The 20643-nt window shown below is 70.6% G+C and carries 14 protein-coding genes; 8 read left to right on the forward strand and 6 right to left on the reverse strand.

Annotated features, from left to right (window positions below; genetic code table 11):
• Positions 1 to 16: 16 nt before the first annotated feature.
• The 3 genes from CS062_RS16175 to CS062_RS16185 form a co-directional block, all read right to left on the reverse strand.
• The gene (locus CS062_RS16175) at positions 17 to 1924 is read right to left on the reverse strand and encodes a glycoside hydrolase family 97 protein (RefSeq protein ID WP_099862630.1); all 1908 of its coding nucleotides are present in this window, start codon (positions 1922 to 1924) and stop codon (positions 17 to 19) included.
• A gap of 155 nt (positions 1925 to 2079) precedes the next feature.
• A complete protein-coding gene (locus CS062_RS16180) occupies positions 2080 to 4617 on the reverse strand; it encodes a WD40/YVTN/BNR-like repeat-containing protein (RefSeq protein ID WP_199174265.1) in 2538 nt (845 codons plus the stop codon).
• A 203-nt stretch (positions 4618 to 4820) separates the two neighbouring features.
• The gene (locus CS062_RS16185) at positions 4821 to 5831 is read right to left on the reverse strand and encodes a LacI family DNA-binding transcriptional regulator (RefSeq protein WP_158238812.1); all 1011 of its coding nucleotides are present in this window, start codon (positions 5829 to 5831) and stop codon (positions 4821 to 4823) included.
• Here CS062_RS16185 and CS062_RS26235 point away from each other — a divergent pair.
• Positions 5830 to 6033 carry a hypothetical protein gene (locus CS062_RS26235; protein ID WP_158238811.1) on the forward strand — a complete coding sequence of 68 codons (204 nt, stop codon included), beginning with the start codon at positions 5830 to 5832 and terminating at the stop codon, positions 6031 to 6033. The genes CS062_RS16185 and CS062_RS26235 overlap by 2 nt on opposite strands.
• Positions 6034 to 6099: 66 nt before the next feature.
• Here the strand turns inward: CS062_RS26235 and CS062_RS16190 are convergent, their stop codons facing one another.
• A complete protein-coding gene (locus CS062_RS16190) occupies positions 6100 to 7146 on the reverse strand; it encodes a LacI family DNA-binding transcriptional regulator (protein ID WP_099862632.1) in 1047 nt (348 codons plus the stop codon).
• A 236-nt stretch (positions 7147 to 7382) separates the two neighbouring features.
• On the opposite strand from CS062_RS16190, the gene CS062_RS16195 reads away from it, so the two are divergent.
• From CS062_RS16195 to CS062_RS16225, 7 genes are all read left to right on the forward strand, one after another.
• Complete coding sequence (locus CS062_RS16195; protein ID WP_099862633.1) at positions 7383 to 8639, forward strand: ABC transporter substrate-binding protein; 1257 nt, start codon at positions 7383 to 7385, stop codon at positions 8637 to 8639.
• 31 nt (positions 8640 to 8670) lie between these two features.
• Positions 8671 to 9609 (forward strand): carbohydrate ABC transporter permease, encoded by a 939-nt coding sequence (locus CS062_RS16200; RefSeq protein WP_099862634.1) that lies wholly within the window; start codon positions 8671 to 8673, stop codon positions 9607 to 9609.
• Positions 9610 to 9629: 20 nt separating this feature from the next.
• Positions 9630 to 10517, forward strand: coding sequence for a carbohydrate ABC transporter permease (locus CS062_RS16205; protein ID WP_099862635.1), 888 nt, complete (start codon positions 9630 to 9632; stop codon positions 10515 to 10517).
• A gap of 72 nt (positions 10518 to 10589) precedes the next feature.
• Positions 10590 to 12011 (forward strand): GH1 family beta-glucosidase, encoded by a 1422-nt coding sequence (locus CS062_RS16210; protein ID WP_233218095.1) that lies wholly within the window; start codon positions 10590 to 10592, stop codon positions 12009 to 12011.
• A complete protein-coding gene (locus tag CS062_RS16215; RefSeq protein ID WP_099862637.1) occupies positions 12004 to 13077 on the forward strand; it encodes an ABC transporter ATP-binding protein in 1074 nt (357 codons plus the stop codon). The genes CS062_RS16210 and CS062_RS16215 overlap by 8 nt, the downstream gene beginning before the upstream one ends.
• 86 nt (positions 13078 to 13163) lie before the next feature.
• The gene (locus CS062_RS16220; RefSeq protein ID WP_199174267.1) at positions 13164 to 15881 is read left to right on the forward strand and encodes a TonB-dependent receptor; all 2718 of its coding nucleotides are present in this window, start codon (positions 13164 to 13166) and stop codon (positions 15879 to 15881) included.
• Between the two features lie 104 nt (positions 15882 to 15985).
• The gene (locus CS062_RS16225) at positions 15986 to 16699 is read left to right on the forward strand and encodes a family 16 glycosylhydrolase (RefSeq protein ID WP_099862638.1); all 714 of its coding nucleotides are present in this window, start codon (positions 15986 to 15988) and stop codon (positions 16697 to 16699) included.
• An 11-nt stretch (positions 16700 to 16710) separates the two neighbouring features.
• On the opposite strand, the gene CS062_RS16230 is transcribed toward CS062_RS16225, so the two are convergent.
• Both CS062_RS16230 and CS062_RS16235 read right to left on the reverse strand, forming a co-directional pair.
• Positions 16711 to 19719, reverse strand: a complete 3009-nt coding sequence (locus CS062_RS16230; protein WP_099862639.1) for a sensor histidine kinase — start codon at positions 19717 to 19719, stop codon at positions 16711 to 16713.
• Positions 19720 to 19864: 145 nt separating this feature from the next.
• Positions 19865 to 20643: ABC transporter permease subunit (locus CS062_RS16235; protein ID WP_259373111.1), on the reverse strand; the 779-nt coding region annotated here is incomplete at its 5' end.

Here is a 20643-nt window from a genome sequence, read left to right on the forward strand (position 1 = left end):
GTTCACTGCGCGCGCCTCAAGGCGCCGGTTCCAGGATCACGGCGGCGCCGCCGGCCGCGGCCAGCGACAGCATCAGCGTGTCCGACCTCGTCACGTTCCGCACGCTGCGACGGACCTCGCGCACGACCTCGCCGTCCTGCCAGATCGTCGCGCGCCAGCGGCCGGGCGGCAGGAAGCCGAGCGACACCTGCTGGGTCCGGGCCTGGTCCGCGGTCATCGCCCCGATGTACCAGGTCTTGCCGCTGCGCCGCGCCAGCACGATGTCCTCGCCCGGTTCGCCGGCGAGGAAGCGGGTCTCGTCCCAGGCGGCCGGCACGCGGCGCAGGAAGTCGAAACCGGTTTCGCCGCGGTAGTTGGAGGGATCGTCGGAGACCATCTGCAGCGGGCTGTCGTAGACCACGTACATGGCCAGCGCCTGGCCGCGCGTGGTCTGCGTCAGCGGCATCGAGGCGCGCACCTCGAAGTCCCGCGGCGTGGCGTTGCGGAAGCCGCCCGGCGTGTAGTCCATCGGACCGGTCAGCATCCGGGTGTAGGGCAGCATCAGGTTGTGCCGCGGGGTGATGCGCCGGTCCATCTTGTTCCATTCCGCGCCCAGCACGCCTTCCTGGGTGATGAAGTTCGGATAGGTCCGCTGCAGGCCGGCGGGCACGTAGGCGCCGTGCAGGTCCAGCAGCAGGTGACGCCTGGCGGTGGCTTCGGCCAGACGCTGGTAGAAGGCCACCATGTCCTGGTCGTCCCGGTTCATGAAGTCGACCTTGATGCCCTTGATGCCCCAGCGCGCGTAGGTGTCCAGCACCTCGTCCATCCGCGGCGCCAGGTGCTCCCAATGCACCCACAGCAGCAGGCCCACGCCCTTGTCGCCGGCGTAGCGCACCAGGGCCGGCATGTCGATGCCGTCGGCCGCGCGGGTGATGTCGGTGGTGGGCAGCGGATCGCAGCAGGGACCGGTGCCGAAGGCCCAGCCGGCATCGAGCAGGTGATAGGGGAAGCCGGATTCGGCCGCGAAATCGATGAAGCGCTTGTAGGCGGCCAGGTCGGGCTTGACGCCCTCGAGCGGGCCCGACCACCAGTCCCAGGACGTCTTGCCGGCCTTGACCCAGCTGAAGTCGCCCCGCGGCGGCGGATTGAGGTTGCCCACCAGTTGCGACTCGATCAGCTGTCCGGCGCGGTCCGCCATCATGACGGCGCGCCAGGCGGTCGTCAGGCCGCCGGTGGAGACATAGGCGGGCCCGTCCCGCTTGGGCACGCCGGACAGGCGGACGCGCAGCGCGGCGCCGTCGCGCCACAGCGAGGCGCCGGTGTAGCCCTCGAGGTGCGCCTGGGTGATGGCGTAATGGGTGCGGCCCGAAGGCGTGGCGCAGACCACCGGCACGTCGTAGCCCGCATCGGTCTTGAGCTGCGAGATCTTCAGCCGTTCGAACGGCAGTTCATGCGCGCCTTCCACCGGGGTGACCAGGCAGGAGGGATCGCCGGCCGGCACGAAGGCGGTGCGCTCGTTGCGCACGCGCACCGGCGCCGGGCCCTCGAGCCGATAGCGGAAGGCCACGCCATCGTCGTAGGCGCGCGCATCGATGAAGAGGCGCCGTCCGCCGCCCGCTTCCCGGAAGGCCAGCGTCGTGCCGAGGTAGTGGTCGCGCGCCGTGGAGGCCTTGGTGGCCACCAGCGGGATGACGCGGTCCTCGCGGCTGTCCTGGCGCGACTCCAGCGTCAGCGCGCCCAGCGGCGGCTGGCCCTCCAGATCGAGCCCCAGCGGCGAGGCGGCGATGACGGCCTCGCCCTGGCGGGTGATGCTGAAGCTGCCGGCGTCATCGGCGATGCGCAACGTGATGCGCCCGTTGGGCGAGGCGAGGAGGGCGTCCGCCGCTTGCGCGCCGGTTGCCGCCAGGGCCAGGACGGCGGCGGCGAGGGAAGAGATCGTCTTCATGCTGAACGGGGAAGGTGTGGCGGGCGCGCTCGAACCGGGAGGCCCGGCGTGGGATCGGCGCGATGGGGGCGAAGGGTGCGATGGATGCGGTGAGCGCGGCCGGCGCTCGAGGCCGGCCGCGCGGGGGAGGGCGGGCCCGCTGCCGGGCCCGGCGCTCAGTTGCTGTACACCACGCCGCGGCAGCTGCCGCCGGCGTAGACCCGTCCATAGAGGCCCTGGTCGGCGGCCATCACGCCCAGGCCGGCGTACTGGTGCGCGTCGTCGTTGTGGCGCACCCAGGTGGCGCCGGCATCGTCCGAGCGCCAGCCCCCCCAGACGCCGTTGATCACGCCCACCACGTAGACGGCGGCGGAGTAGGAGGCGCCGGGCTTGGCCTTGCCCAGGGCGACGATGCTGGCGCCCGCCACCTCAGGCCCGAGCCAGTCCTGGCGTCCGTTCCAGATCGGCGCGAAGTTGGTCAGCTTGGTCCAGGACGCGCCGGAATTCACCGAGTGGTAGACGGCCAGGCCGTCGGCCACCCAGAGGTCGCCTTCGGCGTTGGGGTTCACCGCCATCGACGACGCGCCCCAGGGGGCGAAGCGCATGTTGGCCGACACCGACCCCTGGCTCAGCGCGAAGGTCCGGCCGCCGTCGGTGGAGACATAGACCTTCGCCTGCGTGTAGGTCCACCAGGCACCGCCGGAGTCGTAGGCATAGACCTTGTTGGGGTTCTTGCGGTCCGCGACCATCCGGTAGCTGCGCGGCACGCCGCCGACGACGGTGAGCGCCGGCAGGTTGGTGGCGGTCCAGGTGGCGCCGTTGTCGGTGGTGTAGGACGGCACCGAATCGGCCGGCGCCCACACCACGCGGTTGCGGGCGGGCACGGCGAGGTTGGACGCGTGGTTGATGTTGGCGGCGGCCCCGGCCGGGAGCCTGGCGAAACTCGACCAGCTCCTGCCGCCGTCGCCGGACCAGTAGCCGGTGCCGACGTGGCCGGTGGACATGCTGGTGACGTTGGCGGTGGCGATGTAGTTGGGATCGGACCACGCCATGTCGGCGGAGTTGCCGTTGCTCCACTGCTTGTACGGGCTCAAGGTCGGCTTGGTCCCCAGGTCGGTGTGGACCCAGGTGCCGACGTCGCCGGAGCTGTTGACCAGCGTGTAGGAGGCGCCCGCGGGCGGCGGCGTCAGTGCCAGCGTGCAGGTTTCCTCCAGGCCGTTGACCGAGAAGTTCCAGCTCGGCGTCGACGAGGAGGCGTTCCTGGTTTCCCAGATGCCGCCGCCGGTCACATGCAGGACGCGATCCCGGTTGGACGGGTCGATCTCGACATCGTCGATCCAGCCCGAGAAGCCGTCGTCCGCCGGCGTGTGCGGCATCGTGGCCGCGATCTCGCGCCAGTTGCGGCCGCCGTCGTCGGACAGCTGGATGATCTGCTGCCCGCTGTAGTTGCCCCAGGTGCCGCTCACGCCCAGCGCGATGCGGGCGGTCGACCCGGTGCCCTGCACCGACAGACCGCCGTAGCCCGCGCCATCGTTGCTGTTGAGCAGGGTCCAGGTGTTGCCGTTGCTGCCGTCGAACTTGTACAGGCGCGCGGGGCCCGCGTCGCCGGGGCCGGCGCCCTTGGTGAACAGCAGGTAGAGCGCGCCGTCGGCGGCGCGCACGATGTGTGGGATATGGAAGCCGGACACCGGCGTCGCCACCGGCGTCCAGGTGGCACCGCCATTGACCGACTTGTAGAGGTTGGAGCTCAGGCCGGCGGCGTTGACGTAGTCCGGCGCGATGGCGGCCCACAGGATCCAGGTCGGCGAGCCGCTGCCCTTGGTCGAGGTGTCGAACACCAGGTGCTCGACGCCCATCACCTGGCCGCCCAGGTTGTTGATCTGGTCCGCCGTCAGCTTGGTGGAGGACAGCGAGCTCACCTGGGCCCAGGTGCGGCCCGAGTCCGCGCTCTTCCACAGGCCGGCGGTGCGTGAGCCGTAGAACAGGATCGACGGATTGTTGGGGTCGACCGAAAGGCGCTCGCCGATCGCCCGGCCGTTGTTGTTGCCGCCCGCCGAGAACGGCAGGTTGACGAAGGTCCAGGTGCCGCCGCGGTTGGCGGAGATGTACAGCCGCGCGGTGGCATCGGCCGAAGCCGACATGCCGGTGACCATGTAGACGCGCTGGTCGTTGGTCGGATCCAGCGCGATGCTCTCGACGCCGTGGTGGAAGCCCTCGGCGGCGGTGAAGCCGTCGTTGATCGGAATCCAGGACGAGGTACCGGCGTCCCAGCGGTAGGCGCCGCCGACGTCGGTGCGCGCGTACAGCAGGTCCCGGGTGGTCGGATGGAAGACCAGGCCGGTCACGTAGCCGCCGCCGCCGAACTTGGCGCTGGCCCAGGTGCCGACCTTGATCGAGAACGCCTGCTGGGTCTTGGCACCGCAGGCATTGGTGTAGGTGGCGGTGGCGGTGCAGGCCGCGGCGGGCTGGATCGTCTGCTCGCGGGAAGCGCCGACGGTGCCGCAGCCGCTCCAGCTCCAGGTGCCGCCCGAGACCGGCTGGGGACCGAGGATGGCGGAACTGCCGGTCTTGATGGTGGCAGAGGCCGTCTGCGTCCAGCTGCCGCCGACATTCACATAGGGCGTGATCGGCGTCGGCGTGCAGGTCTGGGCCAGGGCGGACGAGACGCCGGCGGCCGCCAGGGCGAGCACCAGGGTCGAGGACTGCAGTCTCATGGGTCTACCTTTCAGCGACGGGCCCGGCCGGTTGTCTCCTCCGGACACGGGCTTGATTGAAGGAGAGGTCCCCCGAGTCCAGCGAGCAATATTGCGCTAAATCAGGGCGTCGCGATGATAGTTCGTGTGTTGAATGAACTATCTAAGGGAAATACCTCACCGGGACGGTGCGGCGCCCTGGCGCGGTGCGCGAGGCGACGGCGTCAGGCGATCGTCAGCCGCGCGTGCCGTGGGTGGCCCAGCGTGACGCCGGGAACGATCTCGGTCGGCAGCACCAGGTTGCCGGCGAAGGGCAGGGGCTTGTTCCGGCGGCTCGTCTCGATGCGCTCCACCAGCAGCTCGACCGCGCGGCGCCCCATCTCGTGCAGCGGCTGCCGCAGCGTGGCCATCTGCACCGACCGGGCCATCAGCGTGTGGTCGTAGCCGACGACGGAGATGTCCTCCGGGATGCGCAGGCCGCGGGCGCGGAGCGCCTCGATGCAACCGAAGGCGATGGCGTCGTTGCAGCCGAAGACCGCATCGGGCAGTTGCCGCCCCCGATGACGGCGCAGCCAGTCCTCGATCGCGTCGCGCCCGCCCTGGATGCTGAGCGGCGCGCGGACCACATGGCCGGCGGCGGGTTTCACCCCAGCTTCGGCATGGGCGCGCAGGTAGCCGTCGACCCGCCGGTTGGCGCCGGCGAAGGCCTCCGGGCCGCCCACATGAAGGATGCGCCGGTGACCGCGCGCAAGCAGCTCGCGCACCACGTCGTGCGCGCCGGCCTCGTCGTCGGTCTCCAGGTTCGCCACGCCGGCCAGCGGACGGTCGGCGTGGACCGAGACCATCGGCGTGTGCTGCGGCAGCCAGGTGGCGCTGTCGTCCGCCAGGCGCGGGCCGAGCAGCACCAGGCCGTCGACGCGGCCGTCGCACAAGGCCGGGATGCGGGCACGGGCCTCGGCCCAGTCGCCCAGGGTGAAGACCACGGTGGTCTGTCCCGCGGCGGTCGCGCCATGGATGACGCCGCTGAACACCTCCAGGACATAGAGGTTGGGCTCGTCGCTCTCGAAGTTGGCGACGAAGCCGATCGCATTCGTGCGCTGGCTGGCCAGCGCGCGGGCGGTGGCGTTGGGTCGGTACTGCAGGCGCTCCGCCGCGGCCAGGACGCGTTCGCGGGTCTCGGCCGACACCCGCGACGATCCGCGGCGACCGCCGTTGAGCGCCGAGGAGGCCGCCATGTCCGACACCCCGGCCGCGCGGGCGACATCCGCCAGCGTCGGGGCGTCGCTGTGGCGACGGCGCGATCGGGCCGGCGAAGCGACCGCCTCGTCAGGCGATGGTGCCGGCGGCTGGATGGGTGGCTTGGCGGGCGGTTTTGGCGGCGAGGCAGGCACGGAAGCGGGCGCTGAAGTCGTGGCGGCGCAAGGCCGGGGACTGTAGCACCGGCCTTTCATCGCCCGCCGGCTGGGCGCCGCCTACCGCCCGCCTGGCTGCGGGGGTTCCGGATCAGGCCGGTTCGTGGCAGGGGCCGGTGGTCTCGCGCACCTCGAGCTGGATGGCCGGAACCGTCGGCGCCGGATCGTCCATCTCCCGGCCCAGGGCGTTCAGCAACGCCCAGGCCGCGGCCTGTCCCATCGCGAAGGTGTGCTGGCGCACCGCGGTGACGGGCGGCGTCATGTACTTCGATTGCGGCAGGTCGTCGAAGCCGACGAGCGACAGATCGTCCGGCACCCGCATGCCACGGCGGTGCAGCACCAGCTTGGCGCCCCACAGGGACTGGTCGTTGGCGCAGAACACCGCGGTGAAGCGATGTCCTGCACCCAGCAGCGACTCCATCGCGGCGATGCCGCCGCTTTCCATGAAGTCGCCCTCGACGATCAGCGCGGGATCGACGCTCAGTCCGGCCTGGCGATGCGCCAGCATGAAGCCGTCCTTGCGTTCCTGGCCGTCGACCTGGGCCGACGGGCCCGCGATGTGGGCGATGCGGCGATGTCCCAGCGCGATCAGGTGCGCGGTGGCGAGCCGGGCCCCCTCGACCTGGTCCTGATAGAAGGAGAAGACGCCGGCCGCCTCGGTGCGCCGGCCGATGGTCGCGACCGGCAGCTGCTGGGCCAGTTCGGCAAGCCGGGCATCGCTCAGGCGTCCGCCGAGCACGATCAATGCATCGACCTTGCGCGCCGTCAGCAGCGCGACCCGCTCCGACTCCTCGTCCGGATTCCAGTGGCCCGGCACGACGATCGGCGTGTAGCCGCTGCCGGTCAGCCCCTCGTCGACCCCCTTGACCGCATTGGCGAAGTAGGGGCTCTCGAGCTCCTGTGTCAGCACCCCGATGGTGTGGGTGGATCCGCTGCGCAGCCCGCGCGCCGACAGGTTGGGGCGGAACTTCAGCTTCTGGATCGCCGCCTCGACCGCGCGCCGCTTGTCCTCGGCCACGCGGGCCGAGCCGGTCAGGATGCGGGAGACGGTGGCGGGAGAGACGCCGGCCAGCCGGGCGACGTCCTGGACCGTGGCCGGCTCTGACTTCGGGCGGGAGAGGGAAGGGCTCGAATCCATGGAGAAGGAGCGCCGCGGGCGCCCTGGGACGGGAACGCCGCATGATAACGATTTCGCGGCGTGCGGGAGACAACGGCCCCATGCGGCCCTAGGGGACTTCCCTCAGAGTGGCACATCGGAGGGATGACAACGTTGACAACGCAATTCCGGTGCAGGCAGACTTCGTGAATTCGATTTCAAGCCACCGAGACAAGGCTGCGATCCGATCTGACGGATCGTCGACAACAGGAAGAACCATGAGATCGCTGAGGCGTCGAGATGCCTTGATGCTGCTGTCCTGCGCCGCTGCCGGCGGGGCGCGCGCCACGCCGGCCCGGATCACCGTCGCGAGCTATCCCGACCTCGATCGGGCGGTGAAACTGGCCTTGCCGGCTTTTGCCCGGCGCCATCCCGGCGTGGCGGTCAACGTGGTGACGCTGTCGCACAAGGACCACCACACCGCGATGACGACCGCGCTCGCAGCCGGCGCGGCGTTGCCGGACCTGATTGCCCTTGACATGGATTTCATGGGCAAGTTCGTCGATTCCGCCGGCCTGGAGGACCTGTCGCGCGCGCCGTACCTCGCGGGCGCCCAGTCGGCTCGTTTCCCCGGCTATGCCTGGCGCGCCGGGGTCAACCGCCGCGGCGAGATCAAGGCGTTGCCGGTCGATACCGGCCCCGGCGCACTGTTCTACCGCCATGACCTGCTCGCGCGCGCCGGCTTGCGTGAAACCGATCTCACGCGCTCCTGGACCGGTTTCATCGAGGCCGGACAGACCTTGCGCGCCCGCACCGGGGCTTACCTGGTCGCCCATGCGCAGGACCTGAAGGACATCCGCATCCGGGCCGGGCTGGCCGATGGGGAAGGGGTGTTCTTCGACCCGCAGGGACGCAGCCAGGTGCAGACCCCGCGCTTCCGTCGCGCCTTCGAGCTGGCGCTGCAGGCCCGCGATGCCGGCATCGACGCGCGGGTGCGGGCATGGAGCAACGAATGGTCCGAAGGGTTCCGTCGCGGGGCCATCGCGACGCAGATGATGGGCTGCTGGCTGGGCGGCCACCTGAAGCGGTGGATCGCGCCGGGCACGGCGGGGCTCTGGCGGTCCGCGCCCCTGCCCGAAGGCGCGGCTGCGGCCTGGGGCGGATCGTTCTATGCCATCCCGGTGCATTCGCAACAGAAGGCGCTGGCCTGGGACCTGCTGCAGCTCCTGGCCCTGGACCGGGACCAGCAGGTGGCCGCCTTCCGCTCGCTCGACGCCTTTCCGGTGCTGTTGTCCGCGCAGGACGACGGCTTCCTGTCCGAGCCGGTCGACTTCCTGGGCGGCGAGGCGGCGCGCCTGCAGTGGCGCGACATGGCGCGCCGGATTCCGGCGGTGACGATCGACCGCTATGACGCCGTGGCCGACGAGGTCGTGCGCAACGAACTCGACCAGGTGCTGCTGCATCGCAAGGGCATCGACCAGGCGCTGGCCGATGCGCGCGTCACGGTCGAGCGCCGCGTGCGCCGCCGCGCCTGATCCCGCCATCGCCTCCCGTGGAACCCCGCCCATGAGCCCTCGCATCACCTGGCCCCACCGGCTGCGCATCCCGCGCCGCTGGATGCCCTATCTCTTCATCAGTCCGTTCTTCCTGCTGTTCGCGGCCTTCGGCCTGTTCCCGCTGCTGTTCTCCATCGTGCTGTCGCTGCACAGCTGGGATGCGGCGGCCGGCCTGGGCGCGATGCAGTGGGTCGGCCTGGACAACTACCTCTATGCGCTGACCCGCGACGACGGCCTGCGCGCCTCGCTCTTCAACACGCTGTGGCTGGCGCTGGCGGGATGCGTGCCGCAGCACCTGGTCGCGCTGCCGCTGGCGTACTACCTGCACACCGCCTTCCGGCGCTGGCGCAACGGCGTGGTGGGGCTCTATTTCCTGCCCTTCATCACCTCGACCGTCGCGGTGTCGCTGGTCTTCTCGGCGCTGTTCTCCAAGGACTTCGGCGCGATCAACGCGGCGTTGCTCGGGCTTCACGAGCTGCCGCTGCTGGGGGCGCTGTTCCCGTCCGCGCCGATCGACTGGGACCAGGCCGAGAACACGCGCTGGATGATCTCGATCGTCGTGTTCTGGCGCTATGTCGGCTGGAACACGGTGCTCTACCTCTCGGCGATCCAGACGCTGCCGCGCGACCTCTTCGAGGCGGCGCGCGTCGATGGGGTGAGCGAGCGCCAGACCTTCCTGCACATCGTGCTGCCCCAGCTGCGTCCGATGATCTTCTTCGCGGTGACGCTGGCGATCATCGGCAGCCTGCAGCTGTTCGAGGAGCCCTTCATCCTGACCAGCGGCACCGGCGGTTCGGGCCAGGCGGGCAAGACCGTGGCCATGCACCTGTACTCGGTCGCCTTCACCGACGGCGACTTCGGCACCGCCTCCGCGATCGCCTGGCTGCTCTTCCTGCTGATCGCCGCCGCCACCTGGCTCAACAACCGGCTGCTCGGCCGCCAGCGCTGACCCGGCAAGGACCTCACCCCATGTCGACCCTGCTTCCCCTGCACGCCGAGCCCGACCGGCCCGCGCGCCTCGGCGCCCGCTGGCGGCGCGTCCCCTCCGCCCGCGTGATCGGCCACGCCATCGTGCTCGCCGGCGCGCTGCTGATGTTCGCGCCCTTCTACCTGATGATGGTCTTCGCGACCCACACCAACGCGGAGATCCTCTCGGTGCCGCCGCCGCTGTGGTTCGGCGATGCCCTGAGCGACAACCTGGCGCTGCTGCTCGACCGGCTGCCCTTCTTCTGGCGCAACCTGGGCTGGAGCTTCTACGTGGCCGGCGCGGTCACCGTGCTGAACCTGCTGCTGTGCTCGCTGGCGGGCCATGCCTTCGCGCTGCTGGACTTCCCGGGTCGGGACCGGCTCTTCGGCGTGGTGCTGGCCACGATGCTGCTGCCCGGCTTCCTCGGCATGGTGCCGACGGTGCTGACCATGGCCTGGCTGGGCTGGCTGAACGAGCACAAGGCGCTGATCGTGCCAGGGGCCTGCGGCGCGCTGGGCATCTTCATGATGCGGCAGTACATCGGCAGCACCGTGCCGCGCGAGCTGGTCGACGCCGCCCGCCTGGACGGCTGCGGCGAGTTCGGCATCTTCTGGCGCATCGTGCTGCCGCTGACGCTGCCCGCGCTGGGCACGCTCGGGCTGATCACCTTCATCGGCTCCTGGAACAACTTCATGGGGCCGCTCGTGGTGATCCGCGACATGGACCTCTACACCGTGCCGCTGGCGCTGCGTGCGCTGCAGGGCAGCGGGCAGACACCTTGGGGCGCGCTGTGCGCCGGCGCCGCCGTCGCGGTGCTGCCGCTCCTGCTCCTGTTCGTCGTCGCCTCGCGGCGCCTGATCGACGGCCTCACCGCCGGCGCGGTCAAGTAGCCGCGGCGCACACCGCCTGCCGCCGCCTCCTCGCTTCATCCGATACCTCACGCCCTCAACGCTTCAGCCCTCATGAGCTCGACCCCCTCCATGACCGACCGCTTCACCGCCTCCGACCGTCTGTCCGCCGCCGCGCTGCGGCAACTCGGCGCCTCCTTCAACTGGGGCGTCGCGACGAGCGCCTACCAGATCGAGGGCGCCGTCGACATCGACGGCCGCGGCCCGTCGATCTGGGACACCTTCGCGAACCAGCCCGGCCGCACCGTGAATGGCGAAAGCGGCGCCGTCGCCTGCGACCACTACCGCCGCTGGGCGGACGACGTGGCGATGATCGCGGGCCTGGGCGTCGACGCCTACCGCTTCTCGATCGCCTGGCCCCGGGTGCAGCCCTTGGGGCAGGGCGCCTTCAACGAACGGGGCCTGGCCTTCTACGACCGCCTGGTCGATGCGCTGCTCGAGCGCGGCATCGCGCCGCACGCGACGCTCTACCACTGGGACCTGCCGCAGCATCTGCAGGACCGCGGCGGCTGGGGCAACCGGGACACCGCCTTCCACTTCGCCGTCTATGCCGACGCCATCGCACGTCGGCTGGGCGACCGGCTCGCCTCGCTGGCGACCCACAACGAGCCCTGGTGCACCGCCGTGCTGGGCCATGAGATCGGCAAGTTCGCGCCCGGCGCGCAGGACCCCCGCCTGGCGGCGCAGGTCTCGCATCACCTGCTGCTGTCGCACGGCCTGGCCATGAGCGCGATGCGAGCCAGCGGAACGGCTTGCCCGCTGGGCATCGTGCTGAACCAGTCCAGCGTGACGCCGGCGACGGCGAGCGCGGCCGACCAGGCCGCGGCCGCCACCGAGTACGCGCGCTTCGTGCGCTGGTACATGGATCCGCTGTTCCACGGCCGTTATCCGCAGGACCCCGGCATCGCTCACTACCCCGAGGTCCAGGAGGGCGACATGGCCCTGATCCAGGCGCCGCTGGACTTCCTCGGCATCAACTACTACGCCCGCATCTGGGCCAGCCGCGACGAGCCGCCGGTGCCGCCGCCGATGGCGCTGGGCAGCACCGACATGGGCTGGGAGATCTACCCCGACGGCCTGCGCGAGCTGCTGGTCGGCCTGAAGGCCCAGTACCCGGACCTGCCGCCGATCTTCATCACCGAGAACGGCATGGCCAATGCCGACACGCTGGACCAGGGCCGCGTGGCCGACCATGCGCGCATCGACTATGTGCGCCGCCATCTCGAGGCACTGGCGCAGGCCAAGGCCGCCGGCGTGGACATCCGCGGCTACTTCTACTGGAGCCTGATGGACAACTACGAGTGGGACTCGGGTTATGCCAAGCGCTTCGGCCTGGTCCATGTCGACTACGCGACCCAGCAGCGCACGCTGAAGGACAGCGCCCACTGGTACAGCGACACGATCGCCGCGTCGCGCCGTCTCGCCACGCCGGCGGCGGCGGACGACTCGGCCGCGCGGGAGCCGGTCCATGGCTGACGTCCAGTTGCGCGGCTTGCGCAAGCGCTACAGCGGCGGCGTGGAGGTGCTCAAGGGCATCGACCTGGACATCGCCGACGGGGAGTTCACCGTGTTCGTCGGCCCGTCCGGCTGCGGCAAGTCGACGCTGCTGCGGATGATCGCCGGGCTCGAGGACATCGATGCCGGCGACGTCCGGATCGGCGGACGCAGCGTCGCCGCGCTCGACGCATCGCAGCGCGGCGTGGCGATGGTGTTCCAGAGCTATGCGCTGTACCCGCACATGACCGTCGAGCAGAACATGGGCTTCGCGCTCAAGATGTCCGGCCTGCCACGCGCCGAGGTGCGCGAGCGTGTCGGCCAGGTCGCGGAGATCCTGCAGATCGGCCCGCTGCTGCAGCGGCGCCCCCGGGAACTGTCCGGCGGCCAGCGCCAGCGCGTGGCCATCGGCCGGGCGATCGTGCGCCGCCCCGAGGTCTTCCTGTTCGACGAGCCGCTGTCCAACCTCGACGCCGCCTTGCGCGTGCAGATGCGCCTGGAGCTGGCGCGTCTGCATCGCGAGCTCGGCACGACCATGATCTACGTGACGCATGACCAGGTCGAGGCCATGACGCTGGGCGACCGGATCGCGCTCTTCAACGCGGGTCGCGTCGAGCAGGTCGGCACGCCGCTGTCGCTGTTCGAGCAGCCGGCGAGCCGCTTCGTCGCCGGGTTCCTCGGCACGCCCACGATGAACTTCCTGACCGTGTCCGCCACGCCGGCCGGCCCCGGTGAGGGCCTGTCCAGAGCCGGCGTGCGCGTGCCGCAGGCCGGTGCGTCGGCCCGGCGACCGACGACGCTGGGCGTGCGCGCCAACGACATCGCGCTGGCCGCGCCGGAGCAGGGCCTGCCCGCCTTCATCGAGGTGATCGAGCACCTGGGCGACACCGTGATCGCCCATGCCCGCTGGGCGCCGGACCAGCCGCTGATCGCGGTGCGCCTGGCCCCGGATGTGCCGCCGCCGCGGGCCGGTGATGCAGTCGGTCTCCGCATCCGGACCGAGCGCGCGCATTTCTTCGATGCCGAGGGCCACGCGATCGCCGCGTGACCGTCGGTCGATTCCGCAGTTCCACCAGCGCCAAGGCTCGCCGGCCCGCGCTGATCCGCCACCCCTGATCCCGCCTGAGGACAACAATGACAAAGAGACAAGCCCCCCGCCAGCCCGCGTCGACCTCGACCGCGTCCCATCCCTTCGCCGTGCCGCTCGTGATGGCCGCCGCACTCGCCGTGTGCCACGGCCATGCGATGGCGCAAGCCACGCCTGACGCCCCTCGCGCGGACGAACAGCCCGCCACGAAGGAGAAGCAGGCCACCCCCGATTCCGGCCGGCTGGAGACCGTCACCGTCACCTCCAACCGCCGTCTGGAGACCGCGCAGAAGGTCTCCGGCGTGGTGCAGTCGGTCAGCGGCGACCAGCTGCGCAAGGACGGCATCACCGAGGTGCGCCAGCTCCAGGCCGCGGTGCCCGGGCTGAGCATCGCCAACCAGGAAGGCAACGTCGAGATCTTCATCCGCGGCGTCGGCTCGGCCAACAACACCGAACTCGGCGACCCGGGCGCCGCGCCTCACCTGAACGGCGTCTACATCCCGCGTCCGCGCGGGCTGGGGCTGATGTTCTACGACCTCGAGCGGGTCGAGGTGAACAAGGGCCCGCAGGGCACGCTGTACGGCCGCAACGCGCTGGCCGGCACGCTGAACATCATCACCGCCCAGCCGCGCCTGAACGAGTTCTCCGGCTACGCGCAGGGCGAGGTCTCCAACCGCAGCGGCCACGGCGCCGAAGCGGCGGTGAACGTGCCGATCGGCTCGCAGGCCGCGATCCGCATCGCCGGCTACCAGAGCACCAAGGACTACGGCTTCACCAACGTCTCCACCGATCCGGTGGCCAGCCAGCTCAAGCCGGCCGGCCAGGAGAACAACCGGGCGCTGCGCCTGTCGGCACGCTGGGAACCGACCGAGGCGCTGCGCTTCAGCGTCGTGGCCGACACCGGCCGCGAGCGCGGCACCGGCTATCCCGGCGCCAACATCTTCAGCGCGGTGACCGCCAGCGGCCTGCGCGCGGAAGACCTGGATCTGCGCCGTGTCGTGTATCGCGGCGCGCAGGGCGACATGCGCAACGACCTGTGGGGCGTGCTGGGCAAGGTCGAGGCCGACCTCGGGCCGGTCAGCGCCGAGTTCAACGCCAGCCGCCGCTCGGTGGACTTCTGGCAGCGCAACGGCCAGTCCGACGGCATCGACTGGCCGGGCCGCGACCTGACGGCGGTGAACTACGACAACTACTCGACCCAGTACTGGCAGACGCTGTCCAAGAGCAACGTCTATGAACTGGTGCTGCGCTCCAACGATGGCCAGTCGCCGCTGCAGTGGACCACCGGCGTCTTCCATTTCAAGGAGAAGCAGGGCGTGGGCTACCTGTCGCTGGCCGACGCCGGCTGCTGCTACTGGGGCAGCGAGTTCACCATGCCGGATGTGCGCGGCAAGTCGACCGCCGCCTACATCGACGCGACCTTCAAGGTGGCGCCCGACTGGCGCGCGCTGGCCGGCTTCCGTCGGACCAAGGAGAGCAAGTCGCGCTATGGCGTCGGCGGCAACCTCGGCGTGGTGCTGGGCGGCGAGAACTACGACTGCTGCTACGCCACGCGCTGGGGCACCGACGGCTTCCAGCCGGCGCTGCTGTCGCGGCCCAACTTCGACATGAGCAAGGTCACGACCGATGCCCAGCGCGCCCAGTTCATCCTGCAGACCTTCCTGACGCCGGGGCGCCGCGACCTGGTCGGCCAGCAGCTCGGGCCGGTGGCGGACGGCAGCAATCCGAACGGCGCCTGCATCGACCGGCCCGACGTCAACGGCAATGGCCGGCTCTCCTGCCCGCGCACCAACCCCGCCACCACCAACGGCGGCTTCTCCTACCTCAGCGCCTGGGACCTGCCGACCCAGCAGTACGGCGCCAGCAGCGCGCAGTACAACGACTTCAGGATCGGCGTCGAGCACGACCTGGGGCGCGACGCGATGGTCTACGCCAAGTTCTCGACCGGGCACAAGGCCGGTGGCTTCAACGACACCTTCGCCACCTCGCCGATTCCCGAGGTCTACGGCCCGGAGAAGCTCAGCGTGCTGGAGGTCGGCTCGCGCAATGTGATCGAGCTGATGGGACGCCGCTCGGTGGTCAATCTCTCGGCCTTCTATTACGACTACAAGAACCAGGTCTTCCAGGACCTGAGCTGCATCAAGGTCAACACCGAGGTCACGCCCAACACCTGCAACGGCTATTCGCTGGTGAACCGCAACATCGGCGCGTCGCGGCTGTACGGCCTGGAAGGGGAGCTGCGCATGCCGCTGCCCGCCGGCTTCTCGCTGGACCTGAATGCGGTGCTGCTGCAGACCAGGATCCGCAGCGCGGTGGTGGCCGACGCGCGCGCCATCGACTACGGCCAGGGCGGCAAGGCGCCGCAGCTCAGCCTGGCCGGCAACGAGCTGCCGCTGGCGTCCAAGGTCAATGTGTCGGCCCGGCTGCAGCAGGCCTTCACCCTCGGCCCGGGCAAGCTCGATTGGCAGGCGCTGCTGAGCTACCGCTCGTCCTACTACCTGACGCAGTACAACGAGCTGGACGTGGTGACGCTGGCCGGCGCCCGCACCAGCGCGCAGGCGGCCGGCTTCCCGGACCGCCAGAAGGGCTACGCGACGCTGAACCTGGGCCTCGGCTACACGCTGGACCGCTACCGCATCGAGGCCTTCGCGGCCAACGTGACCAACGAGCAGGCGTCGACCAAGGCGCTGGTGGGCTCCAGCCTCAACGTGCGTTTCCTCAACGACGCGCGCAGCTACGGCCTGCGGGTCCGCGCGAACTTCTGATCCTGAGTTCCCCGTCGGGCGCGCCCTCCCGGCGCGCCTTTCCCCCCGCGCGCCGGCGGCCCGCCGGTCGCGCGGTCCATGAGAGCAGCACCAAGGAGACAACGATGACATTGCAGATCAAGCGTGCGCTTCGAGCGGCCTGGCGGATCGCCTCGATCGGCGCGATCGCCGCCGGCACCGCGGGCGCCGCGCAGGCGGCCAGCTTCTTCGACGGCTTCGACGGCACCGGCGGTGCCGGACCGGCCTGGGAGACCGCCACCTGGCACAACGGCACGCCCTTCGGCTGCGGCTTCGCCTACAGCGAGGTGTGGAAGAACGCCGGCACCCTGGTGCTGAACGTCAATGCCGGCACGGGACGCTGCGGCGAGGTCCGGACCCTGCAGAGCTTCACCTACGGCAAGTTCACCACCCGCCTGAAGGCCAGCAACTTCGCCGGCGGCAACACCTCGTTCTTCCTCTACACCGGCACGGCGGGCACGCCGAGCCACTTCGAGATCGACATCGAGCTCATCAAGGGCGGCACGGTGCTGCACACGAATGTGTGGAAGGGCGGCGTGCAGAACTACAAGCAGTTCCCGATCGCGACCGGGTGGCAGACCCTGGGCTTCGAATGGCGCGAGAACTTCGTGCGCTGGTTCGCCGTCGATGCGCAAGGCGGCGAGACGACGATCCGTCACCAGATCGTCTCGGTCTCCACGCCGATGCGGCTGATGCTCAACCACTGGCGCGGCGACAACAGTCCCGATGCGATCGGCTTCCTCGGACAGTGGAACGGCGGCGGCGGACAGGCCCAGTACGACTGGGTGAAGGTCGAGTAAGGGCAGGGCGCTCAGGCCGGCGAAGGCCGGCCGTACGCCCGCGCCGCCGGGGCGGTGAACTCCACCTCCGTTCCGGCGCCCACCGTGCTGCGCACGGTGAGCTGGCCGCCGACCAGCGCGGCACGCTCCCGCATGCCGCTCAATCCGAAGTGGCCTTCCTTCTCGCCGCGGCGCAGCACCTCGGGATCGATGCCCCGGCCGTCATCGCGCACCCGCACCCGCAACTGGCGGGTGTCGTAACGGATCTCGACCTCGATCCGCCTCGCCTCGGCATGCCGAAAGGCGTTGCGCAGCGCCTCGCCGGCGACGCTGAGCGCTTCGCCGTGGACGAGAGGATGCAGCGCCCGCGGCGTGCCCTGGACGTTCACCTGCGCTGGCATCGCCTGGCCGCTCTCCCGCGCGAGATCCCCGGCCAGCGCCCCGAGGGCGGCCGCGAGGTCGCCGGTCTCCGTGGCCGAAGTCCGCAGTCCCTGCACCGCGTCGCGTCCCTCGGTGATGGCCTCGGCCACCTGGTCGATGGCGCCGGTCAGGACCTGTTTCGATTCCCGCGGACGGTCCGGCAGCAGGTTGGACGCGGCCTGGAACTGCAGCAGCAAGCCGTTGAAGCGCTGCAACAGGGTGTCGTGCAGATCGCGGGCGATCCGGGTGCGTTCGGCGACCCGGCCCTCCAGGGTCGCCTCGAACTGCCGGTGCAGTCGACGCAGGCGCATGCGCAGCTGCAACTGGATGCCGCTCCAGGCCAGGCCGATCAGCAGGACTGCGCCCGCCAGCCGGAACCAGGTCGTCTGATAGAAGGCCGGCTCGATGATGAACGCGAGCTGCGCGCCGTCCTCGTTCCAGACGCCGCTGTTGTTGGCCGCCTTCACCTGGAAGCGATAGTGGCCGGGCGGCAGGTTGGTGTAGGTGGCCTGGCGCTGGTCGACGACCTCCTGCCAGTCGGTGTCGTGGCCCTCGAGGCGGTAGCGGAAGCGGGTGCGCTTCGGGTCGGCCAGGCTCAGGGCGACGAACTCGATCGTCATGTCCCGGGTCCGCGGCGGCAGCCGGAGTTCCGGCGTGAGCGCATAGGACCGGTGGTCGGCGACGATCCGCTCGATGTGGACCGGCGGTGGCACCGTGTTGGACGGCATCCGCGCAGGGTCGATCCATTGCAGCTCCGCGCCGGCGATGAACCAGAGCTTGCCATCGGGCCGCTTGGCCACCGGAGGATTGAAGTTGGCCGCCGGCGTCACCTGCAGCGGTCCGCCATCCGCGACGCTCCACACCGTCGGCGTCACCCGGTGGTTCGCGTCGGCGACCCAGGCCGCCAGGTCCTCCCGCGTGACCCGCATCAGGCCGCAGGCGGTGTACATCCAGAGCGCGCCGGCGTCGTCCAGCGTCGACCAGTGGATCGTCGGGCAGGGCAGGCCGTTGCCCACGCCCAGCGCGGTGACGCGGCCCTCCTTGATCCGGTTGAGGCCGGCCGACCCGGTCGCCGCCCACAGCGCCCCGTCGGCATCCAGGCGCAGGCCGGTGACCGGGCCATGACCCGGCTTGTGCGCGAAGTTGTAGGTCGCCTCGATCTTGCCGTCCTTCACATAGGACACGCCGCTGCCGTCCCAGAACGACAGCCACAGGCCGCCGCGATCGGCGATGACGACATGCGCCGGTTGCTGGCGTCCCAGCGCGGACCAGGGGAGGTTGTCGACGAACCGGTCGTTGTGCAGCCGGGCGAGGCCCTTGTTGCCGGACAGCCAGAGGTTGCCGACCGCATCGCCGGTGATGGCGTGGATCTCGCTGCTGGGACCGCTGTCGACGCGGACGAAGCGGCCGCCCGCGAAGTAGGCCAGGCCCGCGGAGGTGCTCACCCACAGCCGCCCCTGCGCATCCTGGTACTGGGAATGCACCTGCGCGGAAGGGAGTCCGTCGCGCTCCTTGAAGACCGACAGCCGGCCGTCCTGCCATCGCGCCAGGCCGTCGTTGGTGGCCACCCAGAGGCCGCCGTCGGTGGTCGCCAGCACGGACCGGGTGACGTCGTTGGGCAGGCCCTGGCGGGTCGACAGCGTGGTGATCGCGAGCTTGCGGAAACGGTCCACGCCGCGCTCGCTGCCGTACCAGATGTTGCCTTCGCGGTCCTCGAACAGGCTGCAGGCGATGTTGCCGGAGAGTCCCTCGGCTCGGGTGAAGGTGTCGGCCTGGCCGTCCTTCACATGGAAGAGGCCCAGGCCCTCGGTGCCGATCCACAGCCCGCCGTCGCGGTCGCGCAGCAGCTTGTTGGCCTTGATGTCGCGTTCGGCGACCCACTCGTCGGGCCGGGAGGCGCGTCGGAATCGGTGGGGGACGAGCTGGTCGCCGACGAGCTCCCGCAGGCCCTTGGACGCCACGCCGACCAGGACCTGCCCGTCGGCGGTCGTGGTCAGGTCGACCACGCGCTCGCCCGGCATCGGATAGCGGCGAGGGGCATCGGCCTTCCAGCGCCAGAGGCCGGTATCGGTGCCGACCCAGAGCTGCCCGGCGCGGTCCTCGGCGAAGCTCCAGACGAATTCGCCAAAGCCCCCCTCCGGCGCCGAGCAACGGACCTGCCCGGCGCGAACGGCGCAGAGCCGCCCGGGAGGCCCCAGCAGGCCGACCCAGACGGTGCCGTCCCGATCCTCATGCAGGGAGGTGACGAAGGCCTTGCCGACCTCCGGATGCCGCTCGACGAATCGGCGTCCATCCCAGCTGGACAGACTGCTGAAGGTGCCGATCCAGAGCGTGCCGTCGCGCGACGCCAGCAGGCTGTAGGGGCCGCTGGGCAGCACCTGGCCGTCGGGCGGCTGCCACTGCGTGAACCGCTGGCCATCGAAGCGGAACAGGCCCACGGAGCCGGCGATCCACAGGTAGCCATCGGGCGTCTGCGCCATCGCGAAGACCAGGCCCAGCGCGGCGCCATCCAGGGCCGTCCAGGAGGTGTGCGCGTACTGGGCGATCTGCAGCGGCGGATCGGCCGCCAGGGCCGGTGACAGCGGGCCGGACAGGGCCGATGCCAGGAGCAGCCTCGACACGAGGCGTCCTCGACCTTGGCCTCGGCCGTTCTGTGGGCTCACGGGCGCTCCTTTGCCGCTGGCGACGCGCCGGCAGCGTAGCGCGAATGTCGGCGGCCCGCATCCCGGGAGTGGTGGGGCGTGGGCTCGGCCGCTTCCGGAGCCGCTACTTCCGCTTGTTGTAGACGTCGACGAACACGGCGGCGAGCAGCACCAGGCCCTTGATGACCTGCTGGTAGTCGATGCCGACGCCCAGGATGGACATGCCGTTGTTCATCACGCCCATCACGAAGGCGCCGATCACCGCGCCCATGATCTTGCCCACGCCGCCCGAGGCCGAGGCGCCGCCGACGAAGCAGGCCGCGATCACGTCGAGCTCGAAGCCCAGGCCCGCCTTGGGCGTGGCGGTGTTGAGCCGCGCGGCGAAGACCAGGCCGGCCAGCGCCGCCAGCGCGCCCATGTTCACGAAGGTCAGGAAGGCGATGCGCTGCGTGCGCACGCCCGACAGTCGGGCCGCCTTCTCGTTGCCGCCGACCGCGTAGACGCGGCGGCCCAGCGTGGTGCGGCCGGCGATGAAGTCGTAGAGCAGCGTCAGCGCCACCATCACCACCATCACCGTGGGCAGGCCCTTGTACGAGGCCATCAGCCAGCTCATCGCCAGCACCGCGCCGGCGAGCAGCGCCTGCCGCAGCCAGAAGACCGGGCCCGGTTCCGTGTCCATGCCGTGCCGCAGCGCCGCCACGCGGTGGCGCCAGGCCACGACCACGGCCACCACCGTCAGCAGCAGGCCCAGGCCCAGCGTCGTCGCGCGCGGGTCCTCCTGGCCGAAGAGTTCGGGCAGGAAGCCGGCGCTCAGCGCCTGGAAGCTGTCGGGGAAGGGACCGAGCGATTGCCCTTGCAGCAGCGCCAGCGCCAGGCCCTTGAACACCAGCATGCCGGCCAGCG

The organism is Roseateles chitinivorans (assembly GCF_002761755.1).
In the GTDB taxonomy this organism is placed as follows: Bacteria; Pseudomonadota; Gammaproteobacteria; order Burkholderiales; family Burkholderiaceae_C; genus Roseateles; species Roseateles chitinivorans.